The following is a 12,269-nucleotide window of genomic DNA, read 5'->3' on the forward strand; positions in this document are numbered from 1 at the left end:
GATCACCATGGACGCCCCGATGCAAAACGATCAGGCCCTGACCCGCGACAGCCTCTATGGAACTGCCGCCGAAAGCACCTACGCCGGTATCACCAGTTTTATGCGCCGTCGCTACAGCCGTGATTTGCGCGGTGTCGACGTGGTGGTCAGCGGTGTGCCGTTCGACACTGCCACCAGCAACCGTCCCGGTGCGCGCTTCGGACCGCGCGGCATTCGTGCCGCGTCTACCGGGATTGCCTGGGAGCGCCACTGGCCGTGGACCTTTGACCCGTTCGATCATCTGGCGGTCATCGACTACGGTGATTGCGACTTCGATTACGGCTCGCCGCACTCGGTACCGGAAAGCATCGAGGCCCACGCCGAGCAGATCCTGAACGGCGGTTGCGCAATGTTGACGTTCGGCGGCGATCACTTCATCAGCTATCCGCTGCTCAAGGCTCATGCGCGCAAACATGGTCCGCTGTCGCTGATTCACTTCGATGCGCACAGCGACACTTGGCCGGACGAAGAGGGTAAGCGTGTCGATCATGGCACGATGTTCTGGCACGCGGCCAAGGAAGGACTGGTGGATCCGTCGCGCTCGGTGCAGATCGGTCTGCGCACCACCAATGATGACCACCAGGGCTTTCAGGTGCTGGATGCGCGGCACGTGCATCGGCAAGGGTGTGAGGCGATCGTCGAGGCGATTCGTGCGCGGGTGGGGGATAACCCGGTGTACCTGACGTTCGACATCGATTGCCTCGACCCGGCGTTCGCGCCAGGCACCGGAACGCCGGTGTGCGGAGGTTTGAGCACGGTGCAGGCGCTGGAAATTCTCGGCGGGTTGCGCGGGATCAATCTGGTGGGGATGGACGTGGTGGAAGTGGCGCCAGCCTACGATCATGCGGACATCACCTCGCTGGCGGCGGCGACGTTGGCGATGGAGATGCTGTGTTTGTACGCGGCCAAACACAAAACAGACCGTTAAAACACAATCCCAATGTGGGAGCGAGCCTGCTCGCGATAGCGGATTTACATTCAACATCGTCGCTGAATGCAATGGCCTCATCGCGAGCAGGCTCGCTCCCACAATTGGATCTGTGTCAGGCCACGGGAATGATTGGCAGGTCGAGAGTTTCACCGCCGCTATACCGCGCCATCGACCCGGCAATGGATTCATGCGGCACACCTTTCGCCATCTCACTCACCCCATCCAGCCGCGATAACTGATCAGCGCTCATTTGCACGTTCAGCGCGCCCAACGTCGCATCGAGTTGCTCACGAGTGCGCGAGCCCAGGATCGGAATCAGCGCCGTCGTCGAGCGTTTGGCCTTTTCCCGCAGCCAGGCAATGGCCACGTGCGTCGGACTGGCTCCAAGCTCCGCCGCAACGGCCAGCAAGGTATCGAGCAGGGCGGTTTCCCGTGCACTTTTTTCGGCGTGAATCAGCATGCCGAGTTTGGCGGCGCGGTTGTCACCATCACTGTTGCGGTACTTGCCGGTCAGGAAACCGCCACCCAATGGCGACCATAACGTCGCGGCAAGGCCCAATGCCTCGGCCATCGGCAGTTGTTCACGCTCAGCCGTGCGCTCGGCGAGGCTGTACTCGGCTTGAATCGCTGCAATGGGCGAAAAACCGCGCACTTCGGCCAACACATCCGCACGAGCGATGCGCCAGGCCGGGAAGTTCGACAGCCCGGCGTAGTGAATCTTGCCGGCACGCACCAGATCGTCGAAGCCACGCAGGATTTCTTCCATCGGCGTGACGCCGTCGCTCATGTGCGCCCAGAACAGGTCGATGTGATCGGTGTTGAGCCGTTTCAGGCTTTCTTCCACGGCACGAACCATGTTCTTGCGGTTATTGCCGGTGTGGGAAATGCCCGCGGCGGGTGTGGTCCCCAAGGTGTATTTGGTGGCGATGACCAGGCTATCCCTTTCCACTGCAATGAACTCGCTAAGCATGGCTTCCGACTGCCCGCCCTGATAGCCGTTGGCGGTGTCGATAAAGTTGCCGCCGGCCTCCAGGTAGCCATCGAAAATGCGCTTGGCTTCGTCACGCTCGGCGCCATGGCCCCAGCCGGTACCGAAGTTGCCGGCGCCCAGCGCCAGTTCCGAAACCCGCAAGCCGGTTTTGCGACCGAAGACTTTGTAATGCATGAGGTGACTCCTGAGGAACAACGGCGGGATTTATTTAAATGTCTATCAACATGTATTAAATATGATGCCAGTAATATGAGCCGTCAAGGCGCTTTTCCATTCAGGGCAAAACAGCCGACCGCCGGGGGTAACGTTGTCAAACTCAGCACAATCTTCAGTCGAGCAAAAAACCTGTGGCGAGGGAGCTTGCTCGCGCTTGAGTACGTAGCACTCATAAAAATCTGCGTTGCTGTCTCATTTTGGGGCCGCTACGCAGCCCAGCGGGAGCAAGCTCCCTCGCCACAAAGTAGGTGTGACTGAGAGTCCGCGTAGCATTTTGCTCCTGCCAGTTTCTGACAGCAGCCTCTGCTAAGCTCCGACGACTTCTCAGGAAAGAGACTACAGACGTGTCGCGTACCACTCGTTTACTCACGTTGCTGCAAGTGCTGCGGGGCAAAAGTCGTCCCGCTACGGCTGCAACGCTGGCCAGTGAATTGGAGATTTCCGAACGCACGCTGTACCGCGACATCGCCGAGCTGACGGCGCTGGGTGCACCGATTTTCGGCGAAGCAGGGGTTGGTTACGTGTTGCGCAGCGGTCTGTTCCTGCCGCCCTTGATGCTCAATGCCGACGAAACCGAAGCCATCGTGCTCGGATTACGTTACGTCGATCAGCGTGGCGACGAGGTGTTGAGCAAAGCTGCGGCCGACGCCTTGGCGAAGATTGCTGCGGTGTTGGCGCCTGAAGCTCAGGACGCCTTGCGCAACCCGACGGTGCTGCCGGGCCCGCGCGGTTATGGCTATCCGCAAAATGCCGTGCCGTTGAACGTGTTTCGCCAGGCCATCCGCGATCAGTCCAAGCTGAACATCGACTATGCAGACGCCCATCAAGTGCCCAGTCAGCGGTTGATCTGGCCACTGGCGCTGGGTTTTCTCAATGAGGTGCGGATCATCGTCGCCTGGTGTGAATTGCGCAGTGCCTACCGCACGTTTCGCACCGACCGGATCTCGGCCGCCACTGAGCAGGGTGAGCGCTATCCGGGGCGACGCAGCGACCTGTTGCGCACCTGGCACAAGCAGATGCAACTGGATGACGCCGGGTGTTTCACTCCTGACAAGAACTGACACAGACCTGTTCTAGCATGGCTCCAGAATCAAACAACAAGGAGCCGCACCCATGTCCAATCCAGCCTCTTCACTGGCACCCGCCATCGCCGCCTACATTGCTGCCGCCAATGCCCGCGACACCTCGCGGGTCGGCAGTTTTTTTGCTGAGGACGCCAACGTGTTCGATGAGGGCCAGCACCGGATCGGCACGCAAGCCATCGCCCAGTGGATGCAAGACACCGCGCAGCGTTATGAACCTCGGGTCGAAGTGCTAGACGTTCAGCAACGTACCGGCAAAGTCTTGGTGCACAACCTGATTTTCGGGACGTTTCCCGGCAGTCCTCTGGAGTTGCGCTACATGTTTCGCCTCAACGAACAGGGCAAGATCGCCCGGCTAGACATCTCTCTGTAAATCCGGGCGCCGTGGCATACTGCCGCGCATGAATGTCGACTCTCCCCTAAGCGCCTGGCAACACGCCATTGAACAAAAGGGCTTCGTCCAGGACGAAGCCCAGGAACATGCCGTGTGGGCGCTGCAAAAATGCCACGAAGCCTTGCACGAAGGGCGCACGCCAATCACCGGCGTTTACCTTTGGGGCCCGGTCGGACGGGGTAAGACCTGGTTGATGGACCAGTTCTACCAAACCCTGAAAGTCCCGGCCCGACGCCAACACTTCCACCACTTCATGGGCTGGGTGCATCAACGTTCGTTCCAGCTGACTGGCACCGCCGACCCGCTGAAGGCGCTGGCCCGTGAGTTGAGCCAGGAAGTGCGGGTGTTGTGTTTCGATGAACTGTTCGTCAACGACATTGGCGACGCGATCATTCTCGGGCGTTTGTTTCAAGTAATGTTTGAGCAGGGCGTGGTGGTGGTTTGCACCTCCAATCAGCCGCCGGACCAACTGTACGCCGACGGCTTCAACCGCGACCGTTTCGTGCCCGCCATCGAGGCGATCAAACAGCACATGCAGGTGATCGCGGTGGATGGCGGCGAAGACCATCGCCTGCATCCGGGCGCTGCGCTGCAACGTTATTGGGTGGCGGATTCCGGGCAACCCAGCGCGCTCGGTGAAGTGTTCAAGGCGTTGACCGTTGGCCAGTCAACATCCAGCGAGCCGATTACGGTCGGTTATCGCTCGATCAACGTGGTAAAGGCCAGTTCGACGGTGCTCTGGTGCCGCTACGCTGACCTTTGCGAACAACCGTTCGCCGCCATGGACTTCATGGCGCTGTGTGACACCTTCAGCGCTATTCTGTTGAGTGACGTGCCCAATCTCAGCGCGCAAAAACGCGAAGGACGTATCGCCCGAGGCACCGAGGACGGTGCCGAGCGGGTCGTGGCCGGTGATCGCGAGCTGCCGCAATTGTCGGTGCCTGACGATGGTGTCCGGCGTTTCATTGCCTTGGTGGACGAGTGTTACGACCGCAAGGTGCCGCTGTACCTCGAAGCGCGGGTGCCGATGACGGCGTTGTACACCGAGGGCTATCTGGAATTCCCGTTCCGCCGTACGTTAAGCCGTTTACAGGAAATGCAGCTGCAACGTTTCGCCGAAGCCTGATGGCCGGGAGCCGCGAATATGAATCAGCCTCTGTCTCACCATTTGTTGACCATGGCTTATCAGAATGCCTGGGCCAATCATCGACTCGCCAAGGCCTGGAATCAGTTGAGCCCGGCCGAACTGGTGGCGCCTCGGGTCAGCTTCTTCCCCAGCCTCATTGCCACCCTCAACCACATCCTGACCTGCGACTGGTTTTACGTGGATGCGCTGGAGCGGGAACTGCGCGGTGACGATCCGCACCCTGATTGCCATGTGTTCTTCGCCGAGGACGAACCGTTCACGGCGGGCGCCGATCTGCAGCGTGAACAAGCGCATGTGGACCGTCGCCTGATTGCCTACTGCGAACAATTGCGCGACGCTGACCTGGGCCGAATCGTGACCATCGCCCGGGACACGCCGCAACATGACAGCCGTTTGCGCCTGCTGTCGCACCTGTTCGAGCACCAGCTTCATCACCGTGGCCAGGTTCACGCGATGCTCAGCGGCACCTCGGTCAAACCGCCGCAACTGGACGAGTTTTTCTGTGCCGGTGAATCGCAGTTAAGAGCCAATGATTTTGCCGAGTTGGGCTGGACCGAAACGCTGATCTGGGGCGTTTGAGGCAGGTTCGGGTTGTCGCCGATTGCGCCTCGCGATAATGTCCGTCGACCTCCCGGCGCGAGCGACGCGCCGGGACCACTTGACGGGACGTTGACGATGGAAATGGAATCCGCAGAAATTCTGGTACTTCAAGCCAGCTACACCAATCCGCTGCATGCCGAGGCTATCGGTGTGGTGCTCAATGCGTACGCCGAAGACCCGATGGGCGGCGGTCAGCCACTGTCCGAAGACATTCTGCAACAACTGCCGGGAGAGCTGGCGAAGCGTCCCCATGCGTTCAGCGTACTGGCGTTTGTCCGTGGCGAACCGGCCGGGCTGGTCAATTGCTTCGAAGGTTTCTCGACGTTTGCCTGTCGGCCGCTGGTCAACGTGCACGATGTGTCGGTAGCGCCGAAGTTTCGCGGTCTGGGGCTGAGCCAAAGAATGCTGCAAAAGGTTGAAGACATCGCCCGCCAACGGGGTTGCTGCAAAATCACCCTGGAAGTGCTCGAAGGCAATGCCGTCGCGCAGGCGTCCTATGGCAAGTTCGGCTTTGCGCCCGGCATGTTCGACCCGGCCCATGGCCGCATGCTGTTCTGGACCAAGGAGCTTTAACGCCAAATGAACAGCCTCGATGGTGCGCAGGGCAGGGCTCCCGTGACAACAGACAAACCGTGGGCGATTTTCCTGATCTTTCTGCGTCTGGGGCTGACCTCGTTTGGCGGCCCTGTCGCGCATCTGGGCTATTTTCGCAGTGAGTTCGTGGCGCGTCGGCGCTGGCTGAGCGAAGCCGCGTACGCCGAATTGATCGCCCTGTGCCAGTTTCTGCCGGGCCCGGCGAGCAGTCAGGTGGGCATGGCGCTGGGTTTGTCCCGTGCCGGGTTTTCGGGGGCATTGGCGGCGTGGGCGGGTTTCACCTTGCCTTCGGCGTTGATACTTACGCTGTTGGCAGTCGGCATCACCCACGGTGGCTGGGCGTTGCCAGCGGGTTTGATTCACGGGCTGAAAATCGTCGCCGTCGCCGTGGTGGCCCAGGCCGTGTGGGGAATGGCTCGTACGTTATGCCGAGGTCCGGTGCGCGTGGGCATCATGCTGGTGGCGACGGTCGGGGTGCTGCTCTGGCCAACGACTGGCGGGCAGTTGACGGTGATGGCCGTGGCGGCGGTGATCGGCCTGGTCTTGCTGCACAACGCCAATGCGACGCCACGGGAGGGCTTGTCTATTCGGGTCAGTCGCGTGGCCAGCTGGCTGGCGATTGCTGTGTTCGTGACCTTGCTGCTGGGGTTGCCGCTGATCGCGCATCACTGGCCGGACTCGATGTTGAGCTTGTTCGACGGCTTCTACCGCACAGGCGCGCTGGTGTTTGGTGGCGGCCACGTCGTGTTGCCACTGTTGCAAAGTCAGGTGGTGAATACGGGGCTGCTGAGCAATGACGTGTTTCTCGCCGGGTATGCCGCTGCTCAAGCGGTGCCGGGGCCGCTGTTCACGTTCGCGGCGTTTCTGGGAGCCTCCATCAGTGGCTGGAGTGGGGCGCTGGTGTGCGTGCTGGCGATTTTCCTGCCGTCGCTGTTGTTGGTGATCGGCGTGTTGCCGTTCTGGCAGCGCTTGCGTGGCAATGGCCGGGTGCAAGCGGCGCTGGCCGGAGTGAATGCCGGGGTGGTCGGGTTATTGCTGGCCGCGTTGTATCAACCGTTGTGGACCAGCTCGATTTTCAGCCCGCTGGATGTCCTGTTGGCGGTGCTGGCGTTGATGGCGCTGCTGTTCTGGCGATGCCCGCCGTGGTTGCTGGTGCTGCTGGGTGGTTTATGCGGCGTGGTGCTGAGCGCTTGAAACCTTTCGATCGGGCATGAAAAAGGGCGTCCACCAGGACGCCCGTTAGTCATCGTTTATTTAGGCCGATAAGTTTCGGTCACTTGTGCGGTTTGATCGTTCGGAACCCTCAGTTCAATAGATCTGGTTTCGACGCCATTAGCTTGCTGTTGTTTGAGATGCAGGGTTTCGAAGTAATACCGCATGCGCTCGGCGCCGCCTTCGGCAAATGCGGTGGTCGAACCGAACATCATCAGACTGGCGAGGATCAACGCAGTACGTTTCATGGTTTGCCTCCCACTACGGATATCGGGTGCCTTTCATCCATGAACCAATGTTGCCGGGACATTATCCGCCGATTCCGGTATTTGGGAATCAACCGCGTTAAAGCTTCCAGTCCAGGCTCAAGGTGACTGTGCGCGGGTCGCCCCAATAGACGCCGTTGTAGAACCCGACGTTGTCGTAATACTTTTTGTCGAACAGGTTGTCGACGTTCAGCGAAGCGGACAGGTGCTTGTCGAACTCATACCGCGACATCAGCTTGACCACGGTGTAGGCCTCCTGGCGAATGTTGGCGCTGGCGGTGATGATCTCGCCATCAGCGCCACGACCGACCGGGCGTCTGGCGGCGCGGTAGACGTCGCTTTGCCAGTTCACCGCGCCGCCCACGGTCAGCGCCTGCCAGTCGCCGGGCAGGCGATAAGCGGTGGAGAAGCGGAACATGTTCAACGGCTGGTTGGTGTTGTTGCGCTGCTTCTCGCCATTGGCCGAGTGGGTGTAGGTGTAGCCGGCCGTCATGTTCCAGCCCGCCATCACCTCGCCGGAGATCTCGGCTTCAAAGCCCTGAACCTTGTTGCCTTTGCCGCCCGATCTGAAGAATTCCTCACCGGTGACCGGGTCTGGCGGTACGGAATCGTCGAGTTCGGCGACGTTGTCCTGCTTGCTCCAGAACACCGCAGTGGCGAGGTTGAGTCGCTCTTCCAGCAGGCTGCCCTTGAGCCCCAGTTCATAGTTGCTGCCGACCACCGGCTCGAGGTATGTGTGATTGCTGTCACGCTCGTCCTGCGGCTTGAAAATGTCGGTGTAGCTGACATACACCGTGTACTCGGGCGTTATGTCGTAGAGCAACCCGGCGTACGGCGTCCACATGTCGTTGTGTTGCTGGCGGGTGGTTTCGACACTGCTCAGTTGCAGATTGCCGTCGTACTTGTTGGCCGTTTTCGAGATTTCCCACGTTCCGTAGCGACTTCCGAGGACTGCGTGCAGGTCGTCGGTCAGGGTCAGGCGCGTGGCCAGGTAACCGGCCTTTTGCCGGGTGCTTTCATCCGAGCCTTTCAGTCCGGTGACGGTGTCCGGGAATTTGGGAATGCCGCCCATGTACTTCCAGTCGGGAACCCTCTCGTAATCCGCCGACCGTGGGCCGTCTACGGTGTAGGGGTTGTCTTCGCTACGCTCGGCTTCGCCATAGCCGATCATCATTTCGTGTTCACGACCGAACAGCGAATAAGGGCCGGACACGTTGAAGTCATAGGCCTTCATTTTCTGCGTGCCGACCATGTGGCTGACGTTGGCGAACATGCCGCTGCGATCCGCCTCGGGGAAACCGCCACCGCCGTAATAGATCTTGCCGTCGGTGTCACTCTCGCGATGGGTGTAGGCCGCCTTGAGGTGCCAACCGGCACCCAGTTGCTGGTCCAGCGTGGCAAACGCGGTCTTGTCCTTCAGCGGCCAGGAACTCCACGGCGTGGCCATGTTGGTGGAGCGTCCGAGGTTGGCTTTGCTGCCGTCAGCGTTCCAGTACGGCACGGTGCCCCAGGACGTGCCTTGCACCTGTTTGTCCTGATAGTCGTAACCCACGGCCAGCACGGTGTCGTCGGTCAAATCGGCTTCGAGAATCCCGTAGCCGACTTCCCGTTGCAGCGCGTACTTGTCACGGTAGGAACCGCTGTCGCGATAGGCCAGCACACTGCGACCGCGCAGGCGCCCGTCGAAGGCCAGCGGCCCGCCGACGTCCACATAGCTGTAGTAATCGTCATAGCTGCCGCCGCTGACACCGGTCTGGGCGGCCCATTGTGCGGTCGGCCGTTTGCGCACCATGTTGATAGTCGCGGAGGGATCGCCGGCGCCCGTGGTCAGGCCGGTCGCGCCGCGAACCACTTCGATGCGGTCGTAGATGATGGTGTCGGAATCGGATTTCATGTAGCTGAAGGTGTTGAGCATCCCGTCGATCTGGAAATTGTTGATCGAGTAACCGCGGGACGAATAGCTGACGCGGTCCGAGTCGTTGTGCTGAACCACCACACCGGTGGTCTGGCTCATGGCTTCGGACAATGTACCGAGTTTGAAATCGTCCATCTGCTGGCGCGTGACCACGGACACCGACTGCGGCGTTTCCTTGATCGACAGGTTCAGCCGCGTTGCGGTGCTCATGGCGCCGGTGGTGTACGACTCGGTGTTTTCGGTGGTAGTGCCCAGCCCCTGGGCGGTCACATTGGTGGCACCCAGTTCAAGGGTGCGGCTCGGCGCATGTTCCGGGGCGGTTTCAGCCAGCAAATCGGGGCTCAGGGCAGCACTGCACAGGCCCAGGGTAAAGGTCATGGAACGGGTGATAGGCGCGAACATCGCAGCCGACTCCTTGTCTTCGAGGGAAAAATTCCGTTTGTTCAAAGACGAAGGGGGGAGAGAGGATTTAGGTCTAAACGAGAATTATTGTTATTTTAAGGTGTTTCGGAGACGTTAAAGCGGGCGGCTGGTGTAAACCCTGTGGGAGCAAGCTCCCACAGGTTCCTCTACATATTGAAAGATCGGAGCCGATCCCTCAGGACATCATTTCTGCGCGACTGACGGATCGGACGGCGTGCTTTTCGGTTTCATCAGGCTGAAATCGATCAGCGGGCGCGACTGACGTTCATATGGATTGCCGATCATCAACGGCCGCGGCGTGAAGCTGTCGCTGACCAGGCTCTTGCTGCGGTCCAGTTCATCAAAACTCAAGCCCGCCAGATCGGCCCAGGTGTGGATCAGCTGCGAACTGCTGTAAGGCCGCCCCAGGTCAGCGGCAAAACTCCAGTCGTGGGTTTCACGCCATTTCGGCGAAGCCCAAGCCATGAACGGAATGGTGTACATCGGTGCCGTCGGCTTGGCTTCGTTGCGCCCCAGCGTACTGTGGCCCACGGAGTCGAAGACATCTTCGCCGTGGTCCGAGAGGTACATCAGGAAGCCGTTCGGGTCGGACTTGGCGTAATCCTTGATCAGGCTCGAGACGACGAAGTCGTTGTACAGCACCGCGTTGTCGTAGCTGTTGTACGTCGGCACCTGATCGTCACGCACGCCGTCCGGCACACCCTTGCGATCGGTGAACTTGTTGAAGGTCGGCGGATAACGGTACTGATAGCTCATGTGCGTGCCGAGCAAATGCACCACGATCAGCTTGCGCGGCGCGGCGTCCGCCAGGGCCTTGTTGAACGGCGCGATCACGTCGCCATCGTACTGCGCGGCATTCTGGTTGCGGTTGTTGTTCAGGTACACCTGCTCGTCGGCTTGTTCAGAGAACGTCGTGAGCATGGTGTTGCGCTTGGTCATGGTTTGCTGGTTGGTGATCCAGAAGGTCTTGTAACCCGCCTGTTTCATCATGCTGACCAGGGACGGCGTGGACAGGTACAGGTCCGGGTTTTCCTCGTCGGCGAAGGTCAACACCTGCTGCAACGCCTCGATGGTGTACGGGCGCGGGGTGATGACGTTGTCGAAGACCGCCATCTGATCCTTGAGCTTGTCCAGTTCCGGCGTGGTTTCACGCGGGTAACCGTAAAGGCTCATGCGCTGACGGTTGGTGGACTCGCCGATCACCAGCACCAGGGTCGCTGGCTGGTTGGCCATCGTGTCCTTGAGGTTTTTTAGCGGTGGAATCTTGCTCGCGCTGTCGAGCATGTCTTGCATGCCGGCCAGGGTGTCGAGGTAACGGTGATACGCCACCGCCATCTGCCAAGGCACCGCCGGCTCGATACGGGTTTCGAATTTCTCGAAGCCGCCGGCCAGGCTGCCGGTGCGCGCGGTTTGCTTGATCAGCGGGTAACCGACCACGGCCACCAGGATCGCGGTTGCGGCAACCAGTGCGCGGCCGCGAGGCATGTACACCGGACGCAAGCGGGTCCACAGGAAATACGCGAACAGCGTGTGGGCGAGGAACGCCGCCACCATCCACCAGGCGAAATACTGGGTCATGTATTCGCCCGCTTCAGAGATGTTCGATTCGAACATGATGAAGATGACGCTCTGGGAAAATTCCTGCTGATAGATGAAGAAGTAACCCAGGCTGGCCATCGAGCAGGCCCACAGCACCACGCCGATCAGCGCGGCCATTACCCGCGTCTGCTTAGGGAACATCAGCATCGGCGCGAGCCAGATGGCGCTCATCACAAAGGCCTGGCGGAACCCGGTAAAACCGGAGGTGCCCGTCAGTTGGATCAGCAGTTGGGTAATGCCGGAAAAATACCAGAAGAACAGGAACAACCAGAGAAATCCTGCCCAATCGAAACCTTTCGCAGTCGTAGTGCTGCGTTTGAACACACTCATTCAGCGCTCCAGCCAAGAAATCACGTCGACACGTCGGGAGCCTTCCATGTTGCCGACGAACGGAAGCCGCGCGGATACCGAGCGGCCATAATTCGCGGGAGTATCAACAAGTTGATGTGAAAACTTTGTGAGTCGCCGTAAACGGCAAGGCAGGGATGCGGTGTCGGAAACAGCAGAAGGCTGCTTCCGAATCAATCAAGGGAATCAGGCGTGTGGAGCACGCTGGGTGACGGGCAAGGGCTGAGCCGAAGAGCTTTGTGTGAGTAAGCGCAGCTGCGCGAGCTCCTGCTTCAACAGGTCGCGCTCTTCTTTCAACTGGCGCAATTCATCACGACGGATCGTGACGTAAAGGGTTTGTGCTGGCCGTGCTGCTTGTACTGTGCCCATTGCTCACCTCGCAAATGGCTGTCTCAACTGTAAATCCGCCCCGACATCGGTGCTTATTTACTATCGGCGCCAATTTTGATTTCTTTTGCCCCTGATGGGAACTTTTTTATTTTTCATGGTCGTTGTGTCTTCAGTTCGATTTC

At 59.8% G+C, this 12,269-nt stretch carries 12 protein-coding genes; 7 read left to right on the forward strand and 5 right to left on the reverse strand.

Going from position 1 to position 12,269, the window contains the following annotated elements:
• Window positions 1–7 precede the first annotated feature (7 nt).
• Entirely contained in the window at window positions 8–967 is a 960-nt protein-coding gene (gene speB / locus DJ564_RS15285) for an agmatinase (RefSeq protein WP_109630848.1), read from the forward strand.
• Window positions 968–1,082: 115 nt separating this feature from the next.
• On the opposite strand, the gene DJ564_RS15290 is transcribed toward speB, so the two are convergent.
• Window positions 1,083–2,135, reverse strand: a complete 1,053-nt coding sequence (locus DJ564_RS15290) for an aldo/keto reductase (RefSeq protein ID WP_109630851.1) — start codon at window positions 2,133–2,135, stop codon at window positions 1,083–1,085.
• 386 nt (window positions 2,136–2,521) lie between these two features.
• On the opposite strand from DJ564_RS15290, the gene DJ564_RS15295 reads away from it, so the two are divergent.
• The 6 genes from DJ564_RS15295 (at window position 2,522) to chrA (ending at window position 7,188) form a co-directional block, all read left to right on the forward strand.
• A complete protein-coding gene (locus DJ564_RS15295; RefSeq protein ID WP_109630854.1) occupies window positions 2,522–3,238 on the forward strand; it encodes a YafY family protein in 717 nt (238 codons plus the stop codon).
• Window positions 3,239–3,290: 52 nt separating this feature from the next.
• Window positions 3,291–3,632 (forward strand): nuclear transport factor 2 family protein, encoded by a 342-nt coding sequence (locus DJ564_RS15300; protein ID WP_109630857.1) that lies wholly within the window; start codon window positions 3,291–3,293, stop codon window positions 3,630–3,632.
• A gap of 28 nt (window positions 3,633–3,660) precedes the next feature.
• Window positions 3,661–4,779: a cell division protein ZapE gene (gene zapE / locus DJ564_RS15305; protein ID WP_109630861.1), complete on the forward strand. Its 1,119-nt coding sequence runs from the start codon at window positions 3,661–3,663 to the stop codon at window positions 4,777–4,779.
• A gap of 18 nt (window positions 4,780–4,797) precedes the next feature.
• Window positions 4,798–5,379, forward strand: coding sequence for a DinB family protein (locus DJ564_RS15310; protein ID WP_109630864.1), 582 nt, complete (start codon window positions 4,798–4,800; stop codon window positions 5,377–5,379).
• 102 nt (window positions 5,380–5,481) lie between these two features.
• Entirely contained in the window at window positions 5,482–5,973 is a 492-nt protein-coding gene (locus tag DJ564_RS15315) for a GNAT family N-acetyltransferase (protein ID WP_109636038.1), read from the forward strand.
• A 6-nt stretch (window positions 5,974–5,979) separates the two neighbouring features.
• Entirely contained in the window at window positions 5,980–7,188 is a 1,209-nt protein-coding gene (chrA, locus tag DJ564_RS15320) for a chromate efflux transporter (RefSeq protein WP_109630866.1), read from the forward strand.
• A 56-nt stretch (window positions 7,189–7,244) separates the two neighbouring features.
• Here chrA and DJ564_RS15325 read toward each other — a convergent pair whose 3' ends face one another.
• The 4 genes from DJ564_RS15325 to DJ564_RS15340 form a co-directional block, all read right to left on the reverse strand.
• Window positions 7,245–7,454, reverse strand: coding sequence for a hypothetical protein (locus DJ564_RS15325; RefSeq protein WP_109630869.1), 210 nt, complete (start codon window positions 7,452–7,454; stop codon window positions 7,245–7,247).
• Window positions 7,455–7,551: 97 nt separating this feature from the next.
• Window positions 7,552–9,789, reverse strand: a complete 2,238-nt coding sequence (locus DJ564_RS15330) for a TonB-dependent siderophore receptor (protein ID WP_109630872.1) — start codon at window positions 9,787–9,789, stop codon at window positions 7,552–7,554.
• 204 nt (window positions 9,790–9,993) lie between these two features.
• Entirely contained in the window at window positions 9,994–11,739 is a 1,746-nt protein-coding gene (locus tag DJ564_RS15335; protein ID WP_109630875.1) for a phosphoethanolamine transferase CptA, read from the reverse strand.
• 204 nt (window positions 11,740–11,943) lie between these two features.
• Window positions 11,944–12,126 (reverse strand): DUF6026 family protein, encoded by a 183-nt coding sequence (locus tag DJ564_RS15340; protein WP_109630878.1) that lies wholly within the window; start codon window positions 12,124–12,126, stop codon window positions 11,944–11,946.
• Window positions 12,127–12,269 lie beyond the last annotated feature (143 nt).

The organism is Pseudomonas sp. 31-12, from assembly GCF_003151075.1.
Taxonomy (GTDB): Bacteria; Pseudomonadota; Gammaproteobacteria; order Pseudomonadales; family Pseudomonadaceae; genus Aquipseudomonas.

Coding starts and splice junctions, on each gene's coding strand:
- chrA (WP_109630866.1), top strand. CDS start 5,980: ATGAACAGCCTCGATGGTGCGCAGGGCAGGGCTCCCGTGACAACAGAC.
- speB (WP_109630848.1), top strand. CDS start 8: ATGGACGCCCCGATGCAAAACGATCAGGCCCTGACCCGCGACAGCCTC.
- zapE (WP_109630861.1), top strand. CDS start 3,661: ATGAATGTCGACTCTCCCCTAAGCGCCTGGCAACACGCCATTGAACAA.
- DJ564_RS15340 (WP_109630878.1), bottom strand. CDS start 12,126: ATGGGCACAGTACAAGCAGCACGGCCAGCACAAACCCTTTACGTCACG.
- DJ564_RS15325 (WP_109630869.1), bottom strand. CDS start 7,454: ATGAAACGTACTGCGTTGATCCTCGCCAGTCTGATGATGTTCGGTTCG.
- DJ564_RS15310 (WP_109630864.1), top strand. CDS start 4,798: ATGAATCAGCCTCTGTCTCACCATTTGTTGACCATGGCTTATCAGAAT.
- DJ564_RS15290 (WP_109630851.1), bottom strand. CDS start 2,135: ATGCATTACAAAGTCTTCGGTCGCAAAACCGGCTTGCGGGTTTCGGAA.
- DJ564_RS15330 (WP_109630872.1), bottom strand. CDS start 9,789: ATGTTCGCGCCTATCACCCGTTCCATGACCTTTACCCTGGGCCTGTGC.
- DJ564_RS15300 (WP_109630857.1), top strand. CDS start 3,291: ATGTCCAATCCAGCCTCTTCACTGGCACCCGCCATCGCCGCCTACATT.
- DJ564_RS15315 (WP_109636038.1), top strand. CDS start 5,482: ATGGAATCCGCAGAAATTCTGGTACTTCAAGCCAGCTACACCAATCCG.
- DJ564_RS15335 (WP_109630875.1), bottom strand. CDS start 11,739: ATGAGTGTGTTCAAACGCAGCACTACGACTGCGAAAGGTTTCGATTGG.